This window comes from Marinomonas sp. IMCC 4694 (assembly GCF_008122525.1).
GTDB lineage: Bacteria > Pseudomonadota > Gammaproteobacteria > Pseudomonadales > Marinomonadaceae > Marinomonas.
Genome location: NZ_VSRV01000001.1, coordinates 3,108,206 through 3,134,216 on the forward strand (window position 1 = coordinate 3,108,206; position 26,011 = coordinate 3,134,216).

The 26,011-nt window shown below is 47.3% G+C and carries 24 protein-coding genes; 8 read left to right on the forward strand and 16 right to left on the reverse strand.

Annotation, left to right across the window (positions count from 1 at the left end; translation table 11 throughout):
- Positions 1 to 52: 52 nt before the first annotated feature.
- The 7 genes from FXV75_RS14260 to FXV75_RS14290 form a co-directional block, all read right to left on the reverse strand.
- Positions 53 to 418 (reverse strand): cupin domain-containing protein, encoded by a 366-nt coding sequence (locus FXV75_RS14260; RefSeq protein ID WP_148834443.1) that lies wholly within the window; start codon positions 416 to 418, stop codon positions 53 to 55.
- Between the two features lie 282 nt (positions 419 to 700).
- Positions 701 to 1,927 (reverse strand): allantoate amidohydrolase, encoded by a 1,227-nt coding sequence (locus FXV75_RS14265; protein WP_148834445.1) that lies wholly within the window; start codon positions 1,925 to 1,927, stop codon positions 701 to 703.
- Positions 1,927 to 3,147, reverse strand: a complete 1,221-nt coding sequence (locus tag FXV75_RS14270) for a pyridoxal-phosphate-dependent aminotransferase family protein (protein ID WP_148834447.1) — start codon at positions 3,145 to 3,147, stop codon at positions 1,927 to 1,929. Before FXV75_RS14270 ends, FXV75_RS14265 begins: the two co-directional genes overlap by 1 nt.
- Positions 3,148 to 3,156: 9 nt before the next feature.
- Positions 3,157 to 3,975, reverse strand: a complete 819-nt coding sequence (locus FXV75_RS14275) for a sulfite exporter TauE/SafE family protein (protein ID WP_114413114.1) — start codon at positions 3,973 to 3,975, stop codon at positions 3,157 to 3,159.
- Positions 3,976 to 3,989: 14 nt separating this feature from the next.
- A complete protein-coding gene (locus FXV75_RS14280; protein ID WP_148834449.1) occupies positions 3,990 to 5,600 on the reverse strand; it encodes a gamma-glutamyltransferase family protein in 1,611 nt (536 codons plus the stop codon).
- 4 nt (positions 5,601 to 5,604) lie between these two features.
- Entirely contained in the window at positions 5,605 to 6,801 is a 1,197-nt protein-coding gene (locus FXV75_RS14285; protein ID WP_148834451.1) for an amidase, read from the reverse strand.
- A gap of 100 nt (positions 6,802 to 6,901) precedes the next feature.
- The gene (locus FXV75_RS14290; protein WP_148834453.1) at positions 6,902 to 7,720 is read right to left on the reverse strand and encodes a MurR/RpiR family transcriptional regulator; all 819 of its coding nucleotides are present in this window, start codon (positions 7,718 to 7,720) and stop codon (positions 6,902 to 6,904) included.
- 325 nt (positions 7,721 to 8,045) lie between these two features.
- Here FXV75_RS14290 and FXV75_RS14295 point away from each other — a divergent pair, with 325 nt between their 5' ends.
- From FXV75_RS14295 to FXV75_RS14310, 4 genes are read left to right on the forward strand one after another with little or no spacing between them, the layout of a single operon-like run.
- Positions 8,046 to 8,837 (forward strand): transporter substrate-binding domain-containing protein, encoded by a 792-nt coding sequence (locus FXV75_RS14295; RefSeq protein WP_148834455.1) that lies wholly within the window; start codon positions 8,046 to 8,048, stop codon positions 8,835 to 8,837.
- Between the two features lie 10 nt (positions 8,838 to 8,847).
- Complete coding sequence (locus tag FXV75_RS14300) at positions 8,848 to 9,510, forward strand: amino acid ABC transporter permease (protein ID WP_148834457.1); 663 nt, start codon at positions 8,848 to 8,850, stop codon at positions 9,508 to 9,510.
- 33 nt (positions 9,511 to 9,543) lie between these two features.
- Positions 9,544 to 10,194, forward strand: a complete 651-nt coding sequence (locus tag FXV75_RS14305; RefSeq protein WP_148834459.1) for an amino acid ABC transporter permease — start codon at positions 9,544 to 9,546, stop codon at positions 10,192 to 10,194.
- A complete protein-coding gene (locus tag FXV75_RS14310) occupies positions 10,181 to 10,909 on the forward strand; it encodes an amino acid ABC transporter ATP-binding protein (protein ID WP_148834461.1) in 729 nt (242 codons plus the stop codon). The genes FXV75_RS14305 and FXV75_RS14310 overlap by 14 nt, the downstream gene beginning before the upstream one ends.
- A 173-nt stretch (positions 10,910 to 11,082) precedes the next feature.
- Here the strand turns inward: FXV75_RS14310 and FXV75_RS14315 are convergent, their stop codons facing one another.
- A complete protein-coding gene (locus tag FXV75_RS14315; RefSeq protein WP_148834463.1) occupies positions 11,083 to 11,544 on the reverse strand; it encodes a methyltransferase family protein in 462 nt (153 codons plus the stop codon).
- A 290-nt stretch (positions 11,545 to 11,834) separates the two neighbouring features.
- Here FXV75_RS14315 and FXV75_RS14320 point away from each other — a divergent pair, with 290 nt between their 5' ends.
- Positions 11,835 to 12,272 carry a helix-turn-helix transcriptional regulator gene (locus FXV75_RS14320; RefSeq protein ID WP_148834466.1) on the forward strand — a complete coding sequence of 146 codons (438 nt, stop codon included), beginning with the start codon at positions 11,835 to 11,837 and terminating at the stop codon, positions 12,270 to 12,272.
- Here the strand turns inward: FXV75_RS14320 and FXV75_RS14325 are convergent.
- Positions 12,249 to 12,575, reverse strand: coding sequence for a 4a-hydroxytetrahydrobiopterin dehydratase (locus FXV75_RS14325; RefSeq protein WP_148834468.1), 327 nt, complete (start codon positions 12,573 to 12,575; stop codon positions 12,249 to 12,251). The two genes, FXV75_RS14320 and FXV75_RS14325, sit on opposite strands and share 24 nt — an antisense overlap.
- 205 nt (positions 12,576 to 12,780) lie before the next feature.
- Between FXV75_RS14325 and FXV75_RS14330 the strand changes: the two genes are divergently transcribed.
- Positions 12,781 to 13,761 (forward strand): aldose epimerase family protein, encoded by a 981-nt coding sequence (locus FXV75_RS14330; RefSeq protein ID WP_148834470.1) that lies wholly within the window; start codon positions 12,781 to 12,783, stop codon positions 13,759 to 13,761.
- 147 nt (positions 13,762 to 13,908) lie between these two features.
- The gene (locus FXV75_RS14335; protein WP_148834472.1) at positions 13,909 to 14,853 is read left to right on the forward strand and encodes a LysR family transcriptional regulator; all 945 of its coding nucleotides are present in this window, start codon (positions 13,909 to 13,911) and stop codon (positions 14,851 to 14,853) included.
- Between the two features lie 103 nt (positions 14,854 to 14,956).
- Here the strand turns inward: FXV75_RS14335 and FXV75_RS14340 are convergent, their stop codons facing one another.
- The 7 genes from FXV75_RS14340 to chvE all read right to left on the reverse strand — a co-directional run bounded on the left by FXV75_RS14340 (position 14,957) and on the right by chvE (position 24,109).
- Positions 14,957 to 16,465: an aldehyde dehydrogenase (NADP(+)) gene (locus FXV75_RS14340; RefSeq protein ID WP_148834474.1), complete on the reverse strand. Its 1,509-nt coding sequence runs from the start codon at positions 16,463 to 16,465 to the stop codon at positions 14,957 to 14,959.
- 170 nt (positions 16,466 to 16,635) lie between these two features.
- Positions 16,636 to 18,396 (reverse strand): L-arabinonate dehydratase, encoded by a 1,761-nt coding sequence (gene araD / locus FXV75_RS14345; RefSeq protein WP_148834476.1) that lies wholly within the window; start codon positions 18,394 to 18,396, stop codon positions 16,636 to 16,638.
- Positions 18,393 to 19,163 carry an SDR family NAD(P)-dependent oxidoreductase gene (locus tag FXV75_RS14350; RefSeq protein WP_148834478.1) on the reverse strand — a complete coding sequence of 257 codons (771 nt, stop codon included), beginning with the start codon at positions 19,161 to 19,163 and terminating at the stop codon, positions 18,393 to 18,395. The genes araD and FXV75_RS14350 overlap by 4 nt, the downstream gene beginning before the upstream one ends.
- Positions 19,160 to 20,140 (reverse strand): AraD1 family protein, encoded by a 981-nt coding sequence (gene araD1, locus FXV75_RS14355; RefSeq protein WP_148834480.1) that lies wholly within the window; start codon positions 20,138 to 20,140, stop codon positions 19,160 to 19,162. Before araD1 ends, FXV75_RS14350 begins: the two co-directional genes overlap by 4 nt.
- Positions 20,141 to 20,163: 23 nt before the next feature.
- Entirely contained in the window at positions 20,164 to 21,363 is a 1,200-nt protein-coding gene (gene mmsB / locus FXV75_RS14360) for a multiple monosaccharide ABC transporter permease (RefSeq protein WP_148834482.1), read from the reverse strand.
- A gap of 46 nt (positions 21,364 to 21,409) precedes the next feature.
- Positions 21,410 to 22,948: a multiple monosaccharide ABC transporter ATP-binding protein gene (mmsA, locus tag FXV75_RS14365; protein WP_148834484.1), complete on the reverse strand. Its 1,539-nt coding sequence runs from the start codon at positions 22,946 to 22,948 to the stop codon at positions 21,410 to 21,412.
- Between the two features lie 99 nt (positions 22,949 to 23,047).
- Positions 23,048 to 24,109 (reverse strand): multiple monosaccharide ABC transporter substrate-binding protein, encoded by a 1,062-nt coding sequence (gene chvE, locus FXV75_RS14370; protein ID WP_148834486.1) that lies wholly within the window; start codon positions 24,107 to 24,109, stop codon positions 23,048 to 23,050.
- A 293-nt stretch (positions 24,110 to 24,402) separates the two neighbouring features.
- On the opposite strand from chvE, the gene FXV75_RS14375 reads away from it, so the two are divergent.
- On the forward strand, positions 24,403 to 25,986 hold the full coding sequence (locus FXV75_RS14375) for a cation:proton antiporter family protein (protein WP_148834488.1): 1,584 nt from the start codon (positions 24,403 to 24,405) through the stop codon (positions 25,984 to 25,986).
- The last annotated feature ends 25 nt before the right edge of the window (positions 25,987 to 26,011 follow it).

Consider the following 26,011-nt stretch of genomic DNA (forward strand, 5'->3'; position numbering starts at 1 on the left):
AATGGCGATTTCCTTTTCGAGGAAATCGCCATTCTTCTGTGGATAAAACGACCTAAAACACCATATCTTCAGGCAAGGTAACAAAGATCGAGTGTCTGACTTCGTTGAATAATGCCTTACTGCAATGGCCTTCGCCTTCGGTGTCTTCCAACAAGACAACGTCACCTGCGCCGAACTGGCGAGTTTCACCGGACGACACTGTAAACTCGCAACGCCCTTTGATGATGAACAATAACTGACGCTGCGGCGCGGGATGCCATTTAAAATCATAGTCACTTGGGGTTTCGCGAAACATCATTTCTCCCACTGGAAAACGCTCCGACAAGAAACCAATTGGACCACCATCGCGGACATCTATATTCACATCACCGAAGTGGCTCTTGCCCTGATCATCGTTAAAAATACGCGTAAATTGCATCGAATATTCCTCTATTTGCCGTAATTCTATTTACCGTAATAATAAGCATCCATGCAATTCAATTGGCTTGCGTATTGTCTCGTTCCTCGACACGTCAGCGCCAATTAAACGCATGGACACTTTTCCCGCGTATTCATACCTAAGAAGGCTAGCTCCCCAGCATAACGTGAAAGCGATTCTTCGAGCTTGCTCGGGGAGCGAAACGTTATACTGGGGAGTCAACCTTACGTCCTATCGGGAAGCGAAGCGTGATACTAAGTTCAGTACAACAGGAGTGAGGCGTTACACCAAATTCTGCAATGTGTGATTCAACACCGCCAAGGTCACGGCCACATCGGGCGTATCAATCGCTTCCGCTGGGTGATGACTAATGCCTTTATCGCAGCGCATAAACAGCATGGCTACAGGGCAAATATCGGCAATCGCCATAGCGTCGTGTCCTGCACCAGAAAACAAGGTGTGAACGGGAATGTTTTGTACTTCAATCGCTTTGCGCAATACGCCTTGCAGCGTGGCGTCACAATGAACCGCGTCAGCGGCATGGGTCGATTTACGCTCAATACGCACATTACGACGGGCGGCAATGGCGTCTAATTCCCGCAAAATTTCGTCGAGTGCTACGTCACGTTTGTCATCAAATTCACTGCGAATATCAAGGGAAAAACCGGTGTTGCCAGAAATGACGTTCACGCCATTAGGGCGGTTCTGAATACGCCCAACGGTGGCGACAATGCCATGATGTTGAGCAATTTTTTCTACTGCAAGAATCATCTCACTGCTGGCACAAAGCGCATCTTGACGAAGGGGCATTGGCACTGTTCCCGCGTGTCCGGCCATGCCAGTGACATTAAATTCAAAGCGTTTTGCCCCTGCGATGGCGCTTACCACGCCAACGGGTAAATCCAAGTCTTCCAGCACTGGCCCTTGCTCAATATGCAGTTCAAGGTAACCCAGCAAGTTGTCGGTTGCGATGGCCGCATTGGGAATGCTCGCAAAGTCCGAGCCAAAGTCTTTCAGCGCTTGCGATAAGCTGATGCCATCGCTGTCTTTTAAATCCGCCCAGCTTGCAGGCCATTGGCCTGTCAGTGCACGGCTGCCAAGCAAGGTTGAGCTAAAACGCGTGCCTTCTTCGTCGCCAAAGCCCACTACATCGAGATGAAACGGCAAACGAACACCCGCGGCTTGCATCGCTGCGATCAAGGTGACGGGTGTAATCACACCCAACATGCCATCGTATTGACCACCGTTTGGCACCGTATCCAAATGGCTGCCCATGATAAAGCGCGGTGCATCAGGGTCGGCTGCTTGCCAACGTCCCCATAGATTACCTGCTTCATCTTGCCAGGTTTGCATGCCCGCTTCTTGCATCCAGCCGCCCACCAATCCATTGGCTTGTTTGTGTTCTTTGGTGAGATAGCGACGATCTAGGCAATCGTCGCTTTGACTGATTTTGCCAAGTTCGTCACAGCGGTCCATGACCAACTGAGCGAGTTTGCCGTAATCTGTCATTATTTTTCTCCTGCGTAAACCGACATGGCTGCGTCTACTGCAGCGCCAGCAGGTAATGCAAAGCCAGCGCGACGCAGTACGGTTTCTAGTGACTGCAAAGTATGCAAAACAGCATCTTGGCGAGCGTTGTAACCCATGGTGCCAATGCGCCACACCTTGCCTTTTAATGGGCCAAAGCTGGTACCGATTTCGATGTTAAAAATAGTCAGCAAATCATGACGAATTTGTTCACCATCGACGTTGTCAGGTATGTGCACACCAACGACGTTGCTCATCTTGTGTTTCAAATCACCAAATGGCTTCAACCCCATAGCAAGAACGCCTTGCAACATGGCGTTGCCAGCCAACTGATGACGCTGAATCACCGTGTTCTGACCTTCGCTCAGCAATTGGATCGCACACTCACGAGAACCAAACAACATGGTGGCGGCTTCCGTATGGTGGTTCAAACGTTCATCGCCCCAATAATCCATGATCATTGGTAAATCAAAATAGTTCGAGCGAATACGCATGCCAGACGAACCTTGGTGATGCGCATCACGAATCCCCGCTTCCACATGGGCGCGTTTGCGTACACAAGACACAAACCGATCACTCAAGGTAATCGGCGCGCTGCCTGATGGGCCACCAAGACACTTTTGCAGACCAACAGAAACGGCGTCGATTTTCCATGCATCCACTTCCAACGGGTTCCCGCCGATAGACGCTGTGGCATCGGTGTAAAACAACACATCATGCGTACGACAAATATCACCCAACTCTTCCAATGGCTGGAACATGGTGGTCGAGGTGTCGCCCTGCACGATAGCCAATAGTTTTGGCTGTACTTTTTTAATCGCATCTTCAATTTGCTGCGGATCAAAGACTTCGCCCCAAGGCACTTCGATGGTGTGAACTTCGGCATCGGCACGCTCGGCAATCTCAGCCAATAAGTGACCAAAGCGACCAAAGATAGGAATCAGCACTTTATCGCCCGGCTCTAAGCAAGACACCAAAGCTGCTTCAATACCGGCACGAGAAGTACCATCGATCAAAAAAGTTTGCTGGTTCTGAGTATTAAAAACACGACGATAGAGCGCCATGACTTCGTTCATGTAACTGGTCATGGTGGGATCGTATTGTCCCACTAGCTGAGTCGACATCGCCGACAACACGCGTGGGTAACAGTTAATCGGGCCAGGGCCCATTAATAATCTTGGCGGCAATGATAGCGGCTGCATAATGAACTCCTAACCTAAAACCTGATAAAGCATTTTGATGCCAGTAAAAATCAACACCACAGCGAAGACTTTCTTCAACTTAGCGGCATCTAGACGATGGGCTAAACCCGCACCAACGGGAGCAAATAAAACGGTTAACGGAATGATGCAGGCGGCACCGATCAAGTTAACCAAACCGACAGTGCCATAAGGGGAATCAATAGGGCTTTGTCCGAATATCAACATGGTCAAGGCCGCTGGCAATGAAATGATCAAACCCACCGCGGCCGCTGTGCCGACCGCACGGTGTGCAGGATAGTTACAGAAAGTCAGCATAGGAACAGTCAGCGTACCGCCACCAATGCCAACCATGGAGCTAAAAAAGCCAACACAAGTCGCCATCACGCCTTGGCCAGCATTGCCCGGTAACGACTTGAACATACTGTCTTTTTTGCCAAGCAACATATTGAGCGCAGACAAGGTTGCGATAATACCGAACAATAAAGTCAGCCATTCGCCATCAACACGCGTTACCACAAAACTACCAATCATTACGCCTAAGAAAATGAAAAAGCCCCAACGCTTCAGCAAATCGAAATCCACATTGCCTTTGGCTTTATGGGCGCGAATTGAACTAATCGAGGTCGGAATAATGGTTGCAAGAGACGTGGCGGTCGCCACCAGCATGGCTGTATCCGCACTCACACCCAAGCCTTGATACAAGAAAAACAACACCGGTACGATGACGATGCCGCCGCCAACGCCTAACAAACCGGCTAAAATCCCGCCAACCACACCCGTGGCCATCATGGCGAGAATCATGGAATAGTTTTCCATTATGAATGACATGTTTCTGTTTGCTCCTAAATGAGATTATTACGAATAAAACAACTAACGATGGCCGAGCCATCACTTCGTGGGTCTGTTGCTGCGTCGGTGTGCCCATCTTGATGAAGCACCACCGCACCCGCGTGACCCATTAATTCATTGCACGATTCAACGATGACTAAATCGTGCCCACGTTGCACCAATTCCTCGGCGACGACATCGGCAAAATCTCGCTCGATTTTCAAATTATGACTCACATCGCCCCATGTTCGACCGAGCAACCAACGACCTTCGCTGATGGCTTTATCCAACGGCATATTGTGGTAAACATAACGACTAAATAACGCAGCTTGAGTCTGCGGCTGACCTTCTCCACCCATGGTGCCGTAACTCATGCGACGGCCATCGTTTAATTCCGCAAAGGCTGGGTTCAAAGTATGAAAAGGCTTTAAATTCGGCGAAAGTGCTTGGATCGAGTGTTTATCTAGCGAAAACGACGAGCCACGATTGTTCCACACAATGCCAGTAGAAGGACTCACCACACCGCTGCCAAATTCCCAATACAAACTCTGAATGTAGCTGACCATGCGACCTTCACTGTCACAAGCACCCATCCAAATGGTGTCGCCCTGTTTGGCTTGATGGGGCCAAGGCTGCGCACGTTCTAAAGAAATCTCGTGACACATTTTTTCGAGCTGTTTTTCATCCAACAAGGACGCTAAATCCAGTGCCAAACGCGATTCATCGGTAACAAATTCATTACGCGCGATAAAGGCTCGTTTGGTGCATTCAATTAACAAATGCGCCATGTCGATGGCCGTTTTGCCTTGTGTATACAGCTTGTCGTATAAGGCCAAAATCAATAACGACGCGATACCTTGTGTTGGCGCTGACAAGTTATAGATAGAACCAACACTGGTTTTGACCTGCAAAGGCTCTACGCGTTTTGCCTGATAAGAATGAAAATCTGCCAAGCGAATCGGAGAACCAGAGGTCGCTAAATCTTTCGCCAATCGCGCGGCAATATCGCCCTGATAAAAATCGTTCAAACCCTTTTCAGCAAGTTGCTCCAGCGTTTGTGCCAGCACTGGCAAGGTCAAGTTATCGCCTTGTTCGTACAGGCTGCCGTTCTTTAAAAAAGACGGAGCAAAGCCTTGTACGTCGACTAGATCCGCAAAGGTTTTCTTGCTGGCATCGACATAGGTTTTTGTCACTGCGCTGCCGTTCTTCGCTAACTGAATCGCATCGTCCAGCAAGGTCGTTAACGACAAGTTTTGTGCCTTGGAAGCGGCTTGCCAGTCTTGACTAACAACAAGTGCTTCTTGCCAACCCGCAACTGCGCCCGCCATAGTCAAAGCCGCTTTTCCGCCTCGTGTCGGGATACTATCGTGGCCGCAATAAAACTCCATCGAGGCCAATTCTGCAGCTTTGCCTGACGCATCAATGCCAATCGGTGTTTTGTTCGGCTCACTGATCAACCAAAAACCATCACCACCCAAGCCGTTCATATGTGGATAGACCACGGCAATTGTCGCTGCTGCAGCGACCATGGCTTCTATCGCAGTACCGCCTTGCTCTAGGATTTTCCGACCGGTTTCTGTGGCCTTAAAATGCGGCGCCGTAAACGCGATGTCGTTCTGTTTCATGACGCTACTCCATTAAGGTTTTTGCGAATTCAATCAGCGCCAAATCGGTGCCTTTTGAACCCACCAAAGACAAGCCACATGGCGCGCCCTGTAAAGTACAAACGGGTAAATGCAATTGCGGCAAACCAGCCAATCCCGCGATGGCCGTAATGTCCATGAGCTGGTTTCGATAAGCGGCGAGTTCGTCGTCTGGTGCATCAAATAAAGGCGCTAACCCTGGCGTGGTCGGAATAATAAGCACCGATCCTTCGATTTCGTTTTCTAGCCAATCGGTAAAGCGCTGTCTTTGCTGTTTTGCAGCGGCAACGTCGGCGGCCGAAATGGTTTGGCTCCATTCGAAACGTGACTGAATGTCTGGCGCAAAAACCGCCTTCCCTTTTTCCAACGCACCAATTTCCGTTATCCACTTGCCATGTTCATGCCAGATTTCGGCGCCCTGTAAAGTACGAAACGTCTCACTGGTTTTCCATGCTTGCGTGTCGATTACGATGGAATATTCTTTGGGAAAACGACCTTGTTCGCGCCATGTTTGAAGTTGGTGATGAAGCTCTTTCACATGCGCCACTTGATCCATTAAGTTTTTGGCGATCAATACGTTAGAGAATGCTGTGTGGGTTTTGCTGTGAAAAAGTGTTTTGGCGGTTTTTTCTAAGGTCTCTAGGTCTTTGGTAAGCCAGCCCACCGTATCAAAAGACGGCGCGAGGGCGACCATGTTATCGGCTGGAATCACGCCATGGGTCGGGCGTAATCCAAATAATCCATTGTAACTTGCTGGCACACGAATCGAGCCGCCTGTGTCTGTGCCCAAACCAATGTCAGCAAGACCCGATGACACCGCCACCGCCGAACCCGATGACGATCCGCCCGGGAGACGATTTGGCGTCACTGGATTTTCCGGCGTGCCGTAATGAATATTTTGACCATTGAGGCTGTACGCCAACTCATCCGTCATGGTTTTACCGCAAAAATTTGCCCCTGCATTAAGCAAAGCAGCGACACTTGACGCGGTTTTTGTCGGAATAGCATGAGTAGCAAGCCAAGTAGGATTACCCGCCGAAGTCGGCAGTCCGGCCATATGAAACAAGTCTTTCACCGCCAAACGTAAACCACTCAATGGCAAAGTAGGATCCGCTGATGAACTATCGTTCCAAGTCGTTTCACTTAAGTTAAGAAAGGGATTTTGTACGATGAAATGTTTCATATGTCCTCCGCTTGAGTAAAACATATGAAACAATCGTTTCACCACCCTGTCAACTGAAACAAAAAATAAATCTATTTTTTCTGAAAAATCTCGAAGGCCGTTAAGGTTCTAGTTCATCCAAATCTTCGTATAGGGCTGAAATTGCCTGCGTCTGACGGCTGGCTGCATCACCCAAAAAGCCAAACACGCGGTTGCATAACATGGAAATCAAACTCATGGGCGCGGCGTAGCTGTCGAATGGGCTTTCGTTTCCTAGGTGACACACCAACACATGAGACACTTGTTGGTTATAAACCTGACCTGTTGGGTCGGTGATTAATACGGTGTTTCGGCCTTGCAAGGCTTCTACGATTTGTTTGAACTGGCGGGTACGACGTCGGAAGCCCAAAAGGACAATCACTTCATCCTCAAGAATATCGTGCAGGTCTTCCCCTAGCGTTTGGCCGGGTTGTGGCAATAAGCGCACAGAATGACGCACTTGTTGCAACTGCTGACGGAAATGCAACGCTAATGGGTAGGCATTGCGAAAGCCAATTAAGGTGACGCGGCTGGCGTTGGCTAGACGCTCGCTGATCTCATTCAGGGTGTCTGGTCGTAAACCTTCGAAGGTTAACGACAAGTTTTTTAGCTCTTGTGCGGTTTGGTCCAAAGACGAACCTTGAGTGAATATAGGCACGCCACTTTCGCGCAACGCCAATTGCGCCTGCTTCGCGCCTTGCTGCGAATCGTAACCAAGCTGACGAAAAAAACGACTCACGGTGGCTTTTGATGTATTGGTGTTGTCCGCAATTTCGGCCGACGTTTGGCTCACAATCGCCAAGGGATTTTGTTGTAAATAATTCGCTATCGATCGAGCTGAAGGAGAGAGCGTTGGGTAAGTCTTCTCGATCAGGGATAGCACGTCCTGCTTTGTCGCCACGTATAAACCTCAATTCTGGGATATTTTTCTCTACGGTAATCGATTCTCGTTTAAGTGCCAACTTAGATTATTGATTTGGCGGTTAGCGGTGACGTTTTGCACCAAAACAAAGCCACTACGATTCATTTTGGCGCAAAAAAGTACGATAGACGCTCACCGCCCTCCTTCGGTGAACGTCAGCCGGTGCCCTTTAAAGACAGGGTGTCCTAAAGAATGTGCGGTGAATTGTTACAGAAACCACCAAGAAAGAAACTTTTGTTTCATACTGGCATGGGTGTTGCAAATTGTGTTTCAGGCATTCACAAACACAAATAGGAACCCCTCCATGAAAAAATTGACCAAGCTACTCGGCAAAACATTGATCATCGCGGCTGGCTTTAGTGCATTAAGTGCCACCGCGGACGTATTGCAAGACATCAAAGACCGCAACCTGATTCGCATTGCGGTACCGCAAGATTTCCCGCCATTTGGTTCTATTGGCACGGATCTGAAACCACAAGGTATCGATGTGGACATGGCAAATTACATTGCCAATGAAATGGGCGTAAAAATTGAAATCGTTCCCGTCACCAGCGCCAACCGTATTCCTTACTTACAAACGAAAAAAGTCGACTTGGTGATTTCTAGCCTGGGTAAAAACCCAGAGCGTCAAAAAGCCATCGATTTTTCCACACCTTACGCGCCTTTCTTCTTAGGGGTATTCGGTTCTAAAGACGTTGCCGTGACAGAAATTGGCGAGCTAGCCAACAAAACAGTGGGCGTAACACGCGGTTCGGTAGAAGACTTAGAGCTGGAAAAAAACGCGCCTAAGTCTGTCAACGTGCGTCGCTTTGAAGACAACAACACCACGCTAACGGCTTATTTGTCTGGTCAAGTGAATTTGATTGCTACTGGTAACTTGGTTGCCGCTGAAATTGCGAAACGTCAGCCACAACGCGCACCAGAAAGTAAATTCATGCTGAAAGATTCTCCTTGCTACATCGGTATGGCAAAAGGCGAAACGGCACTACAAGCGAAAGTGAACGAGCTAATCAAAGGCGCCTTGGCATCGGGCGAACTAAATGACATTTCCATGAAATGGTTAAAAGCACCACTGCCTAAAGGCTTCGGCGCATAAGGCTTTCGTTATGTTGTATTTCTCTGATCTATTGCAATACAGCGACGTGTTCCTCCGTGGTTTACAAACCACTGTCGAACTCACTGTGCTGACAACGATCTTGGGCGTGGCATTGGGTACGGTCTGCGCGACCGTACGCCAATACGGCAACCGAGCCAGTCAACGTGTGGTCAGTGTGTACGTGGAACTTATCCGTAACACGCCGTTTATTGTTCAGCTCTTTTTTATCTTCTTTGGTCTGCCTGCCATTGGCATGATGTTGTCGCCTTGGGAAGCCAGCATGATCGCATTGACCATTAACCTTGGCGCGTACAGCACCGAAATCATTCGAGCTGGCCTAGCGAGCATTTCCAAAGGCCAAATAGAAGCAGCAAAGGTGCTGGGGCTGAACTTTCGCCAAACACTGACGCGCGTAATCTTTATTCCGGCATTTGAAAAGATTTATCCCGCGCTGACCAGCCAATGCATTATCGTCATGTTGGGTTCCGCGGTGATTTCGCAGATTTCCGTACAAGACTTAACTTACGCTGCCAACCTAGTGCAATCGCGCAACTTCCGCGCTTTTGAAAGCTACTTGGTGACCGCCTTGTTGTATTTGGGCTTGTCCATTTTGCTGCGATTTGCTTTCAACGCTTTAGGGAAACGCCTATTTGCTTATCGAACGTCCAATTAAAAAGCATTCAATAAGCAAAATGAGGAACACTCAATGATCGAATTTTCTAACTACGACATTCTGCGCAATCTCTTGTTTGCGACACAATGGACGATTTTATTGTCACTGGCGGCGTTTATCGGTGGCACAACCGTCGCGCTGGCATTGACCGCCATGCGTTTGACCCGTAACCCTGCCATGCAACGTATCGTGCGTGTTTATGTGGAACTGTTTCAAGGCACGCCATTGTTGATGCAGATGTTTTTGTGCTTCTTTGGCTTGTCCATGCTGGGTTATGAAATCTCCGCTTGGGGCGCGGCCATTTTGTCACTGACGTTTTTCACCAGCGCCTTTTTAGTCGAAATCTGGCGTGGCTGTATCGACACCTTGCCGAAAGGCCAATGGGAAGCCAGCCGTTGTTTGGGCTTGAGCTTCTTACAAACCCTGCGTCATATTATCTTGCCGCAAGCGATTCGTGTCGCGACCGCACCGACAGTGGGTTTTTCAGTTCAAGTCATAAAAGGCACCGCGCTGGCGTCTGTCATTGGCTTTGTCGAACTCACCAAAGTCGGCACCATGCTCAATAACGCGACCTTTGAACCCTTTAAAGTATTCACCCTCGTTGCGCTTATTTACTTCTTACTTTGTTATCCACTGTCTTTATACAGCAAGCATTTGGAGAAAAAATTCCATGTCTCTCGTTAACTTACATCAAGTCCATAAATACTATGGCGATCTGCATGTATTGAAAGGCATTGACCTTGATATCAAAGCAGGCGAAGTCGTTTCCATTATTGGCAAAAGCGGCTCTGGTAAAAGTACTCTATTGCGCTGTGTGAATGGCTTGGAACAATACCAAGAAGGCGGCATTACCGTTGACGGTAAAGAAGTCACCACCGAAGACATTCAAGTACGTCGCCTTGCCCTTAGCGTCGGTATGATCTTCCAAAACTTCAATCTATTCCCACACATGACGGTGGGCGAAAACGTCATGCTTGCGCCGACAATTGTGTTGAAGAAAAGCAAAGCCGAGGCCGAGGAAATCGCACGCGCCATGTTGGAAAAAGTGGGACTGGCAGAAAAATTCGACAGCTTCCCAGAAAAGCTTTCTGGCGGTCAGCAACAACGTGTCGCCATCGCCCGTGCCTTGGCCATGTCACCCAAGGTTTTGCTGTGCGATGAAATCACCTCAGCACTCGATCCAGAACTGGTCGGCGAAGTATTAAAGGTATTGGAACAATTAGCCGAAGAAGGCATGACCTTGATACTGGTAACCCATGAAATGAACTTCGCCCGCGACGTCGGCAGCCGAGTAGTCTTCATGCACCAAGGCAAAGTCTGGGAACAAGGCGATCCCAAAACCGTGCTGTCCAACCCACAGACAGACGAACTGAAACAGTTTATGGGGGCCGTGCTTTAATATTACGAGAGTAAAGAAGAAATCTCACTGGCGTGCGGTTTTAAAAAAGAACGTCATTTGGCTCATGCTCGAGCCTTTTTTATGTGCCGGTCTTTACCGAGCGGTTCAATTATTAACTTAATACTCTCAATTGTCGCAGGGCAATTTCAAGTAATGATAATTTGCCCTGACGTTTAGATCCAGCGACGCACTTGAGACTTATATTGACGATAAGAACCGGCAAACTTTTCTTGCATAAACCGTTCTTCTGGTACGATTTGAAAACGATTCATATAAAGAATAAACGCAGGCAAAAGTAAAACAGAAATGCTACTACCTAAAAACAAACACCATCCACACAATACTAATAGAAGCCCTAAATACATTGGATTACGACTGTAACGATACACCCCACTCACGACCAAATGGCTTGATTGATCTGGCACTCTTGGGTCTGCGGTTGTTCCCACCCTTGTGAATTCCAACACACCCGCAATCCCAATACAAAAACCCACTGCTGCCACCCCAATCGACCACCATACCATACCAGGAAAATCGACATGGGAATTCAATACACTGCGTGAAACTAGCCACATACCAATAGCAGCAAACACGACCAGCACAACAGGAGGCAATTTAAGCTCAAGGTTTTTCATAGCACACTCCTTTGATGACCTATATATGACACTACCGAATAATACAAGCACACCCACCCAAGGACAATTGATATGAACATGGCTATTTACTATTTCCTAATACGCCACTAAACGCTCGTATTGTTACTTATCTGTCATATTAATTTCGTAATCTCATTGAGTACATTCTTTATTTTATGAGGACAAAACAATGAAAATGAAAATGAAAGATCAATTAGACAGCGCTCAACCGATGAAAAAACATAAAGCGACGTCAAAAAAAAAACGCCGCTAAAAAGAAAAAAACCATCATGGTTATTCTTAAAAAGAACGTAAGCCATCTTAACCGTGCACAAACCATAGAAAAAGTACAAACCGTGCAGGACGCCATGCCTACAAAAGTGACGTTACTTCCTCGCAATAACAATTCACAAAGGGCCTCTAAAAATACTAAACCTATGTCCAAAGAAGCCCAGTTGATTGCCATCAACGCCATCATCAGGCACGTATTGATGAACGAAATGACGCAAGGTCAAGCTCTGCGCGAACTGCGTATGAACGTGTTGGGGATAGGGCAAGACGCTTACACGCAGATTGCTGGAGTGTCTCGTAAAACCTTGTCTGAAATCGAAAACGACAAGGGCAACTACACCGCTGAAATCATCAACAAAGTGTTTGCTCCCTTTAAACTTACCGTCGGGTTAGTACCCACTTCCAGTCAATTATTAGTCGCTATTATGACCGATTAAAGCGCTGGCAAATTTATCCATTTGAGTAGCCAGATCAATATCTTTTTGAGAAATACCCGACACATCATGAGTGGTTAATTGCACGTTAACTTTATTGTACACGTTGAACCACTCCGGATGATGATCGTGCTTTTCAACGTATAAAGCGCACATCGTCATAAAGCCAAATGCCTGTTGGAAGTTTTTGAACTTGAACGTTCGGGTGAGTTTTTCGTCTTCTATCGTCCAGTCTTTTGTGGTTTGAATATTGAGCTGAATGAGTGCATTTTCTATGTCATGTTGGTCAAGTTTTCTATGTGGCATTTGAACCTCTGCTTAAAATAAAAATACGATTTTGCAGTGTAATACAAAAAATATATATGGACGTCGCGTGTTGTATCAATCGTAACAAATTCATAGACGGTTCGCTGGTAACGGCGCACTATCGTCGTTACCCTGTAGGAAGAGAATGCTGATTAACTGTATTTCACCGAGTTTCGGCTCGTATTTATTTGAAAAGGACACGGTTGTGAACCTCACTCCAGATTTACGCCAAGTGCAATGTGTTGCACTAAAAAATGCATCGCTTACTGTGTCTATTTTGACATTAGGGGCGAGTATTCAATCTCTTTACCTTAAAGGCTACAAGCATTCTTTGGTGCTGGGTTCAATGCAATTAACCGACTACCTTCACACTGCAAAGTATTTTGGTGCGGTCGTTGGTCGAGTCGCAAATCGAATTAATCGAGGCCACGCCGTTGTTGGTGGGCTGCCTTATTCTTTGCCACTCACCTCGCCAGAAGTTCACCATTTGCATGGTGGCCCCAATGGCGTGAGCCATAAAATTTGGTCGATCGTAGAGCAGGCTGATGACCGCGTTCAACTGCAAATTACCCTTCCTGACGGTGACATGGGGTATCCCGGCAACATGGTGGTAACGGTGTGGTATCGTTTGCTCGACAACACCTTAGAAATGGAAATCACCGCCACCACAGAGACTCTGACGATCTGCAATTTTGCAGGTCACAGCTACGTCAATTTGGATGGTAAAGGCTCTATTTTGGACCATCAGCTGAGCATTCAGGCTGCTCATTATTTACCGGTTGACGCAGGGCTTATTCCCACCGGTGAAGTCATGCCAACCTCAGGCAGCGCATTTGATTTTACCCAACCTCGCATCATAGGAAGGCAAGATTATCCGGGGCTCGACACGAACTTTTGTCTGTCGCTGATCAATCGTCCAATACAAACTGTTGCAACACTCAAAGCCCCCATAACGGGCCTCACGCTGCATTACCAAACCACGCAACCGGGTCTCCAAGTGTACGACGGGCGCCACATTCAACTTGGCGCCGAATCGAACATAAACCAAGGTGCGCTCTGCGCTTACGCAGGCCTTGCTCTTGAAGCGCAACACTGGCCAGATGCGATTAATCACCCCCACTTCCCGTCGATTTTACTCACCCCTGAAGAAACATATCGGCAAGTAACACGCTATGTTTTCGAATAACGCATGCTTTAAAGCGGGAGGTGAATGGGTCAACAGCAGCCTGTGCACAGTCGCGACATCACCACTTCGATCACCTACTTTTTATAGACTTATGTGATTTATGCTCAACGAATTTACACTCATTTCATTAGAATAATAGAGGTCAATATGGACATAGGTCTGGCCAAGCATTTAAAACTCAATCAACTGCGTTTAATTTCGGTTATTTCCGAGCATGGTCAATTGAGCATTGCCGCCGATGAAATGGCAATGACACAACCTGCTGCGTCACGCATGTTGAGTGAAATTGAACAAACAATCGGTACACGTTTATTTATTCGTCACGCCAAAGGCATGGAACCAACCTTAGTTGGTCAAGCTGTGGCACGTCGGGCGCACAACCTTTTGGTTGAGCTTAGAGATCTTGCCCGTGAAGTAGGCGAACTAAAAGAAGGCGGCGGCGGAACCACGGCCATCGGTGCAGTAACAGGTGCTGCAGTGGGCTTTGTGATTCCTGCTATTCAACAATTGCGAGCCATCGCCCCAAAAGCCGAGATTGATATCAATGTTGATACCAGTGATATTTTGGTGCGGGACTTAATTGCCGGTAACAATGATTTTGTCCTCGCGCGAATTCCTAAACAATACGACGCCAACGAGTTTGAAATTTACCCGGCTCGTACAGAATCCGTCACGCTAGTGGTTCGCAAAGATCATCCATTGGCCAGTTTAGATACCGTCAAAATTCGCGACTTAGCCCACTTTGAATGGGTCATGCAATCTCATCGAGCGCCCATACGCGAAGCGGTTGAAGCCGCCTTTATGGAAGAACGCGCCGAATTGCCATTAAGTATCACCAACAGCACGTCATTATTGGCATTGATCGCGATTCTAGTTTCGTCTAACGCCATTGCACCTATGGCCAGAGAAGTGAGCGACTTGTTGGTTGGTCATAAAGTAAAAGCCGATTTAAAAACGCTTAAACTAGACCGAAAAATAATTATGAGTCCTTATTATTTATTGCAAATGCGTGGTCGCCAATTATCGCCTCTTGCCAATCAGCTCAAGCGTTTAGTGCTTGCCGAGCTGGAACAAAAGCCAGCGAACACGTAACCCTTAGTGATTAACTTGACCAAGAAGCAAAAAAAAGCGAGTCGGTTGATTTAACAACCGAACTCGCTTAATAACCCGCCTTGGGATATTTAATTCATCACCACTAGCCTGCTAAATCTTTTGGCAACAGAGCTTTTGGAATATTTTGATAACACACTGGGCGCAAGAAGCGACGAATCGACAAGGTGCCAACTGAGGTTGCACCGAAGTTTGTCGACGCCGGATACGGCCCGCCATGTACCATGGTATCGTTCACTTCAACACCTGTTGGGAAACCATTCGCTAGCAAACGACCCGCTTTGCGCTCCAACACTGGTAGAAGTTTCTGACACGCGGCATGATCGCCTTCATCAAGATGAATAGTACACGTCAACTGGCCTTCCAAATGACGAGCCAACTCAACCATCTGCTCGACGCTTTCCGCCAGAACCACCAAACCAAGAGGACCAAAGACTTCTTGATGAAGAGTTGGGTGATCTAGCCATGCTTGACCCGTTACCGTGAACAAGTTTGGTAATGCCGTTCTATCTGTTGTGTCTGCGTTACGAACAACCGACTCAATACCTGTTTTTTCTATTGCCGCCACACCTGAGCGGTAAGCATCAGCAATGCCATCCGTTAGCATGGTTTGCGCAGAGATCTCAGATAGAGCCGCACTCGCTGCTGCAATCATGGCTTTTGAATCGGCGTTGTCTAACATCACCGCAATACCAGGGTTTGTACAGAACTGCCCAGCGCCCATAGTCAATGAACCCGCCCAGCCTTTACCTAACTCTTCAGCACGGTTTTTCACCGCTTCCGGCATCACAAACATTGGGTTCACAGAACCCAGCTCGCCAAAGAAAGGAATTGGCTCTGGACGCGCCGCACACAAATCAAACAAGGCACGACCACCCGCCAAACTACCAGTAAAGCCAACCGCTTTAATAAGCGGATGCTGTACTAGAGCTTGACCAACTTGGCGATTACCGCCTTGAATCAAGGAGAAAACACCCGCTGGCATCTTGCAACGTTTCATCGCCACTTCAACTGCTTGAGCAACGAGCTCGCCTGTTCCCGGATGAGCAGAATGCCCTTTCACCACAACTGGACAACCCGCCGCGAGAGCCGCCGCCGTATCGCCACCTGCCGTTGAAAACGCCAACGGAAAGTTAGACGCACCAAACACTGCAACAGGACCAATCGGACGCTGTACCATGTACATATCAGGACGTGGCAACGGTGCGCGATCTGGCAAGGCTTCATCAAAACGACGATCCAAGTATTCGCCCGATAAAATACGCTCAGCAAATAAACGAAGTTGCCCTGTTGTACGACCGCGTTCGCCTTGCAAACGTGCTGCTGGCAAACCTGTTTCCTGTACACCGATCTCTGTAATTTGATCGCCTAGCACATCAATTTCATCAGCAATCGCATTTAGAAAAGCCGCGCGATCTTCACGAGTGGAATAACCAAATTCTTCAAACGCCGCTTCGGCGGCTTCTACCGCTGCGTCTACATCAGACACGCGACCAACGGCAAATTCATGAGAAGATCCTGTAGCAGGCGTTGAAGAAAATGTTGCGTCGCCCTTTACCCATTTACCGGCAATAAAATGCTGTCCCGTTAACATACTCACTCCTCTCTTTAATAAATGAAATTCAATGCATTAAGTTAAACGCTGAAGTTGCCTAGCGATGGCGAGCATCAAGCCCAAGGATGGGCGTTACGCCCCTCGCGGACAGGGATGTCCGTTGGGGCGGTGCTGCCATCACAAGGCAGGGTCAGACTTAAAAACTTAATTTAATGGCTATCTTTTGGTACCGCAGCGCCTCGACAACCTTTTAGGAAATCAAAATCGGCACCGGTATCGGCACCCTGTACGTGGTCATGGAATAATTTGATGTAACCACTTTTTGGTGGTTCCAAATGACTTTTCCAGTTCGCTAAACGTGTTGCCATTTCTTCATCAGAAATATCTACATGCAAGCGACGGTTTTCCACGTCTAATTCAATCATGTCGCCATTTTGAACAATGGCTAGTGGCCCACCAGCAGCCGCTTCGGGCGTAGTATGCAAAACCACAGTGCCATACGCCGTTCCCGACATACGTGCATCGGAAATGCGCACCATGTCTTTAATGCCTTTGCGCAACACTTTTGGTGGTAAGCCCATGTTGCCAACCTCAGCCATACCTGGATAACCTTTTGGCCCACAGTTTTTTAGTACCATGACGCAGTTTTCATCGATATCCAAGGCTTCATCATTGATCTTCGCTTTGTAGTCATCAATGTCTTCGAATACCACAGCACGGCCACGGTGCTGCAATAAATGCGCTGACGCAGCAGACGGTTTCAGTACCGCACCTTGTGGCGCAAGGTTACCTTTTAATACAACAATACCGCCTTTTTGTGTCAGTGCTTTTTCCACTGGCAAAATGACGTCAGGGTTCCAATTACGAACCTCTTTTACTTCTTCCCAAATGGATTCACCAGACACGGTAATAGCGTTTTTATGCAGTTTGCCAGCTTCTGCCAAATGCTTAATTACCACAGGCAAACCGCCTGCGTAGAAGAACTCTTCCATCAAGTATTTGCCCGACGGCATTAGGTTCACAATAGTGGCAATTTCTTGGCCCAACTTATCCCAATCGTCTAGGCTTAAATCCACACCAACACGACCAGCAATGGCCAATAAGTGAATCACGGCATTGGTGGAGCCACCAATTGCGCCATTCACACGAATCGCATTTTCAAACGCTTGGCGAGTCAAAATATCAGACGGTTTCAGGTCGTCTTTCACCATATCAACGATACGACGACCAGTTAGATGCGCCATAACTCGACGACGGCTATCTACTGCAGGAATCGCGGCGTTACCAGATAACGCCATGCCTAAAGCCTCCGCCATAGACGCCATGGTGCTGGCGGTGCCCATGGTGTTACAAGAACCCGCAGAGCGAGACATAGACTGCTCGGCTTCGAGGAAGTCTTCTTGCGTCATCTTGCCAGCTTTAATGTCTTCCGACATTTGCCACAAGGCTGTGCCGGAGCCCACACGCTCGCCTCTGAAGTAGCCATTCAACATTGGGCCACCAGATACGACAATCGATGGAATATCGACACTACACGCGCCCATAAGCAGCGCTGGAGTAGTTTTGTCACAACCCGCCAACAAGACAACACCGTCGAGCGGATTAGCACGCAAGGCTTCTTCCACGTCCATTGCTGCCATGTTGCGATACATCATAGCGGTTGGGCGAAGTGAGCTTTCACCCACAGAAAACACAGGAAATTCCAGTGGCAAACCACCCGCTTCATAAATACCGTGCTTCACTCGATCAGCTAGATCGCGAAGATGGGCGTTACACGGTGTTAGCTGCGACCACGTATTACAAATACCAATTACTGGACGGCCATCAAACAAGTCTGCTGGTAAGCCTTGGTTTTTCATCCAGCTGCGGTGGTAAATATGATCACGCGATGTTCCACCAAACCATTCCGTTGAACGTAATTTACGCGGCCATGTTTTTGGTACGAACGTGCTATTCTTAGAATCACTCATACCCAACCTCCATCAACAATAAAGTTCTGCGCCGAGCACATGGCCGCCGCATCGGACCCTAAAAACAACGCCATATTGGCGATGTGTTCGGGAAGCACTTTGCCAGCTAGGCATTGGCTTTGTTTAATCTTTTCTTCTGCCGCATCATCAACCCACATGCGCAGCTGTTTTTCTGTCATCACCCAACCCGGCACCAAAGTATTCACTCGAATACCTGCACCACCTAAATCACGGGCAAGAGAGCGAGTTAAACCATGGGTCGCGGCTTTGCTCGTACCATAAGTTGGGTAACCCGCTGTCGACATCATCCAGCCCACAGAACCAAAATTGATAATCGAGCCGCCACCCAGTTTGCGCATCATTGGCGCGACAGCTTGCGCGGCGAACATCGCGTGTTTGATGTTCACGCCAACCAATTCGTCGAAGCGTTCTTCGGTTAACGACTCCAAGGAATGACGCACGTCGTTGGCGGCGTTGTTCAGCAACACACTAATCGGGCCGAAGGCTTCGGCCGCGTCACGGATCTTGCTTTGATAGTCTTTGATGTTGGTAATATCGCAAACGTCAAAACGCACCTCGTAGCCGTCTTTAGTAAGGCGTTTCGCCAGCTTATTGCCCGCCACTTCATCCAAATCCACAAAGGCGGTTTTCGCTCCTTGCTTGGCGTAGGCTTCCACGATGGCGGCACCAATTCCGGTTGCGCCACCAGAAATGAACACTGAACGGCCGTTTAAATCTGGGTAAATGGCGCTATTTGTCTTATTCATAGCGGCACTACCTCGGTATTAAGTTCATCCGCTTTTGCCAACGCATTGCGTAATGGCAAACCAAAGGTGGGTGAAGATATTTCAAAGACATCGCCTTCTTGTGCTTGAATGCCATCCGCAAACGACAAGGTCGCTGTACCAAACATGTGCACATGCAAATCGCCCGGTTGACGAAAGATCGAGTATTTAAAATGATGATGTTCTAAATTCTTAAAGGTATGCGACATATTGTCTTCACCTGATACAAAACCTTTCTCCCAAAGCGTGGTTTCGCCACGCTCAATGCGCGAATGACCTTCAATGTGCATTGGCAATTCCCCCACCAGCAATTCAGGGCCGAACGTCGCCGGACGCAATTTTGAATGAGCCAAGTACAAGTAGTTCTGGCGCTCTGTAATGTGATCGGAGAATTCATTCGCCAAGGTATACCCAAGACGATGCACTTTGCCGTCATCACCAACCAAGTAAAAACCAGCAATTTCTGGCTCTTCACCGCCATCTAATGCAAAAGACGGTGAAGGCAGAGCATCACCCGGCGCAACCACGCCTGCACCATTGCCTTTATAAAACCATTCTGGCTGAACGCCTTCTTCACCGTCTTTCGGCTTACCGCCTTCAACACCCATTTGGAAGATCTTCATCGAATCCGTCAACTCTTCGCTTTTTGCATGCATAGCATTACGTGTCGAAGCTGAACCTAAATGGGTCAAACCCGTTCCAGTCAAATACATGTGCGCTGGATCTGGATGACGTACAGGACAATCTAATTGGTTTTTGTTAGCTAAGTCAGACAAATTCACCGACTCACCTAAACCATGTTTTTCAATAATAGACTTCAGCGGCACGCCATTTTTAACCGCCTCTTTGGCGAGCTCATAAACACTCGACGCGTGCAGAACAAGGTGTGCCGTACTGTCATTCGAAAGCCCTTCACGACAGACCACACCACCTTGTTTAATTTGAGATAAAAACAACATAAATCACTCCTTAACCCGCGTTCTTAGCGCGCTTTTTGTTTGTTGTAGACGTCGAAGATAACCGCTGCAAGCAAGACCAAACCTTTGATAACTTGCTGCCAATCAATCCCAATACCTAAAATCGACATCCCGTTGTTCATTACACCCATGATGAAGGCACCAATCACCGCACCGATGATTTTACCCACGCCACCTGTCATGGAAGCCCCACCGATAAAGACGGCAGCAATAACATCTAACTCCATGCCAAAACCGGCTTTCGGCGTGGCCGTATTCAGACGTGCCGCGAAGATCAAGCCTGCCAACGCTGCTAACATGCCCATATTAGCGAAGGTCAAAAAGGTCAAACGCTCAGTATTGATCCCCGACAATTTGGCCGCTTTCTCATTACCCCCCAAAGCATAAATACGACGACCAATGGTGGTGCTATTAGTCAAGAAGGTATAAATCGCAATCAGTACAGCCATCGACATGAGTACATTCGGCAAGCCACGGTAAGTGCTTAATAAGTAAGACAAATAGATGATCGCAGCAGCAATTAATATGTTCTTAACGATAAAGAAAGAAAAAGGTTCATCTTGAATACCGTATTTCAGCGCACGAGAACGAGTACGTGCCGCCAAGAACAAGATTGCACTCGCCGCTAAGATACCCAGTACAAGCGCTGTAACATTCGGGCGACCAACGCCAAACACATCAGGAATAAAGCCGGTACTTAATAGCTGGAAGCTTTTCGGGAAAGGCCCAACAGACTGACCTTCAAGCAATGCCAAGGTCAAACCACGGAACACTAACATCCCCGCCAAGGTGACGATAAAGGCAGGTATTTTCCAGTAAGCAATCCAGTAGCCTTGCAAACCACCGATAATCAAACCAACGATCAAACACACAGGCACTACAATGATGGTTGGCAAATCATAGTTCACCGCCATGACTGCCGCTAAAGCGCCGATAAAACCAGCTACCGAACCGACCGATAAATCGATATGACCCGCGACAATAACCAGCAACATGCCAATCGCCATGATGATGATGTAGCTGTTTTGTAAGAATAAGTTGGTTAAGTTAACCGGACGCATCAGAGTGCCATCAGTCAAAAACTGAAACATTGCCATGATGACGACCAACGCTATTAGCATGCCGTAATCACGCATATGCGATTTCAAGTAGCTGGTAACAGAAGGTGCAGATTGCACCACTGTAGAGGTGTCTTTTGTTGTCATTATTATTACTCCGCTATTATTCTTCTCGCCGTTATTATTGCTATCGCTAGGCTTTCACAATCATCGACATGATTTTTTCTTGGCTCGCATTCGCTTTGTCTAACTCACCAACAAAACGGCCTTCGTTCATCACGTAAATACGATCACACATGCCAAGTAACTCCGGCATCTCTGAAGAAATCATCACCACGCCTTTGCCATCGTCGGCAAGTTCATTGATGATGCTGTAAATTTCAAACTTGGCACCCACATCAATACCGCGAGTTGGCTCATCTAGAATCAGCACGTCTGGCTGTGAATACAGCCATTTACTCAACACCACTTTTTGTTGATTACCACCAGATAAGTTCATCACTTTCTGGAACACACTTGGTGTACGAATATTAAGAGCTTTGCGATAATCTTCAGACACTTGGCGCTCAATGTTTTCATCAATCACACCATTTGAAGACACACGATCTAGGTTTGCTAATGTGGTGTTGGTTTGAATAGTCTCTTCAAGAATCAAACCCAATTCTTTGCGGTCTTCCGTTACGTACGCTAAACCGCTTTTAATAGCTTTTGGCACTGTCGATAAATCGGCGAGTTCGCCACGTAAACGGACTTCGCCTTGTATGTTTTTACCGTAACTCTGTCCAAACAGGCTCATTGCCAATTCCGTGCGACCAGACCCCATCAAACCCGCAATACCGACAATTTCGCCTGCATGCACATTGAAGGCGATGTCATGAATTACTTGACGATCAACCGCATCTGGGTGCCATACATTCCAAGCATTCACTTCCAATAGTGTTTTGCCTAAGTGACCTTCTTCGGTCGGGTTCTTTCTTGCTGGGTAACGGTGTGCCATATCGCGGCCAACCATGTCGCGAATGATGTCCTCTTCACTGATACTTTGCGCATGACAATCCAATGTCGATACAGAGGCACCATCACGAATAACGGTAATGCTGTCTGCCACACGGCTGATTTCATTTAGCTTGTGAGTAATCAAGATGGAGGAAATGCCTTGGGCTTTAAATTCCAACAATAGATCAAGCAGCTTAGCACTGTCGTTCTCTTGCAACGCAGCCGTTGGCTCATCCAGAATCAATAACTTCACATCTTTGGCAAGGGCTTTGGCAATCTCAACAAGTTGCTGCTTACCTACGCCTAATTGACCGACCAAAGTGGAAGGAGACTCTTTTAAACCTACCTTTGCTAACAGCTCTTGCGTACGAGAATAGGTTTTTGGCCAATTAATCACGCCACCTTCAACATTCTCGTTGCCTAAAAATAGATTCTCAGCGATGGATAGAAGCGGCACTAACGCCAGCTCTTGGTGAATAATAATGATGCCTTTTTCTTCGCTGTCAGTGATACCTGAAAACGCCACGGTTTCATCATTAAAAAGAATATCGCCATCGTAACTTCCATGTGGATAAACCCCACTCAGCACTTTCATGAGAGTCGATTTACCCGCGCCATTTTCACCCACTAAGGCATGGATCTCGCCAGCACGAACTTTCAGGTTCACAGCGTCGAGGGCTTTTACTCCAGGAAACGTCTTGGTAATGCTGCGCATTTCCAAAATAATATTTTCCATAAAACATCCCATTAGCGAGCGCGTCCTGACCGTATTGATTCACGATCAATAACGCACTCGCTGATTTATTATTGTTGAATTAGGATACTAATCGTGCGCTTATTCGACCTGAGACTTCGTATAGTAGCCACTACCCAATAGCACATCTTGCCAATTGGATTTGTCTACTGTTACTGGCTCAAGCAAATAGCTAGGAATTACCTTGATACCATTGTCGTAAGTTGTCGTGTCATTGATTTGAGGCTTCGCATCATTTAACACCGCTTGCACCATGCCAACAGTCACATTGGCTAACTCACGAGTATCTTTGAAAACAGTAGAATACTGCTCACCGGAAATAATGGATTTCACTGATTGCACTTCCGCATCCTGACCAGTAACAATTGGCATTTTTAGATTGCCAGAACCGTAACCGACACCTTTAAGGGATGACAGAATACCGATAGAAATACCGTCATATGGTGACAATACACCATCTACACGTTTGGTTGTGTAATGGGCAGACAGTAAGTTATCCATACGCGCTTGAGCAGTTGCACCGTCCCAACGTAGTGTACCGACTGTATCCATGCCCATTTGACCTGAGACAATATTCACTTTGCCAGAATCAATCATTGGCTGAAGTACAGACATGGCGCCGTTATAGAAGAAATAAGCATTGTTATCGTCAGGAGAGCCGCCGAACAATTCAACGTTGTAAGGACCTTTTCCGCGTTTTTCCATGCCACTCACCAATGACTTAGCCTGCAACACGCCCACTTTGAAATTATCAAATGTCGCGTAGTAGCTCACATATGGGCTGTTCTTAATTAAACGGTCATAAGAGATAACTTTAATACCGGCAGCATCCGCGTTTTCCAGTGCATTAGATAAGGTCGTTCCATCAATCGCAGCAATGACAAGCACGTCAACGCCTTTTACGATCATATTTTCAATTTGAGAGAGTTGGTTAGGAATTTCATCTTCGGCGTATTGCAGATCGACTTTGTAACCCGCATCTTTGAAGAGTTGCACCATGGAATCACCATCTGTGATCCAACGAGCGGAAGACTTAGTTGGCATGGCAATACCGACATAACCCTCAGCAGCCAAGGCGCTCGCAGAGCTCAGTGCAGTGGCACCCAGTACTAAACCAGCAATGGCATTTTTTAGATAGTTCATTAGCTTCTCCTGTTACAGTCAAGGCAAGTCCCATGAAGGAACAAGTTTCAGTGACCGTAGATTTTTTATGATTATTTTTTTTAGCCAATCAGGTCTTGAAAACCTGTTATGCATAGTAGGAAAAATGGACATACCATTCAAATAGAATAAATGCTGTACTGCATACCATTTTTGATATGAGACATAATTGCATGAGAAGTGTTAAGTCGCAACATTACGTGCTGCGTGACAAGAGCAAATTTCGTATGATAAAACGCCTCCCCTTTACCCACGCTATAAATTAGAAGGAATCTATGGAATTCATTTGGATCTTATTCGCATTCGTCTGCGGACTGGCCGTCAAGATGATCAATTTACCGCCATTAATTGGTTTCTTGTTGGCTGGTTTTTTACTTAACTATGCAGGCTTAGAGCCAAGCAGCACATTAGACTCCCTCGCCAATATTGGTATCACCCTGATGCTGTTCAGCATCGGTTTGAAACTGCATGTAAAAGACTTACTGAAACGTGAAGTCTGGGCGTCAACGTTAAGCCACATGGGAATAAGCACGCTCGTTTTTGCGGGTATTGCCCTTGTTCTAGGCACATTAAGCCTGCCTTATTTTGGTGTGTTGGATTTCAAAACCGCGGCCTTACTTGGCTTCGCGCTGAGTTTTTCCAGCACGGTTTGTGTGATGAAATTGCTCGAAGAAAGCAGTGAACTTAAAACACGCCACGGCCAACTATCGCTCGGCATACTGGTCATGCAAGATATCGTCGCGGTGATTTTCCTTGTTGCGGCAACGGGTAAAGTGCCATCTATTTGGGCACTCGGATTGTTTGGTTTATTGCTCATTCGCCCCATCATCAATAAAGTCGTGGACAAAGCCGGACACGGTGAAATGCTGCCATTAACAGGTCTTTTCCTTGCGCTTGGCGGTTATGAGCTGTTTTATCTTGTCGGCGTAAAGGGGGATTTAGGCGCACTGATCTTTGGTATTTTATTGGCGTCCCACTCTAAAGCCGCCGAAATGAATAAGTCGTTGATGAACTTTAAAGACTTGTTCTTAATCGGCTTTTTCTTATCCATCGGTTTCACTGCATTGCCCACGCTCAGCATGATCGGCATCAGTTTGATCGTCACCCTTGTGATTTTGGCCAAATTCGCACTGTTCTTCGTGCTGTTAACCAAAATGAAACTTCGTGGACGAACGTCGTTTTTATCCTCTATGATTCTGTCCAACTACAGCGAATTCGGTCTTATCGTCGTGGCGCTGAGCGTGGCTAATGGCTGGTTAGAAAAAGAATGGCTGGTTGTTTTGGCTCTCGCCGTGTCGTTCTCTTTTGTTATTACCAGCGTGCTGTATCGCAATGTGCATCGCATGTACCGTAAAAACAAAGACGTGATTCGCCGTTTTGAAAGCGCTGATTGCCTTCCGGAAGATCGTTTCGTGCAACCGGTCAACAGCGATATTTTGGTGGTCGGATTGGGTCGAGTTGGACGCGGGGCATTCGAGTCGTTGAAAGGGTTTGTGGGCGATACTGTTGCCGGTATGGATGCCGATCGTAATCGTATAAACCAAATGCAAGCCGACCAAGAAAACGTCTTTTACGGCGACGGTGAAGATGCCGACCTATGGGAACGCTTAGACACCTCCAGAATCGAACTGGTTTTGTTGGCTTTGCCAGCGGCAGAAGATACTACTAATGTCGCCATACAGCTGCGTAAAGCCAATTACACAGGTCAAATCGCTGCCATTGCGCGTTATCAAGATGAAAGGGAAATCCTCATCAATAGCGGCATAGACAACGTCTTCAACTTCTATACAGAAGCAGGTACAGGCTTTGCGGAAGAGAGTTTGGCACTGATTCGACCAACCGAAAAAGCCGTAATATAAACATTTGGCCACAATAACAAGGTAA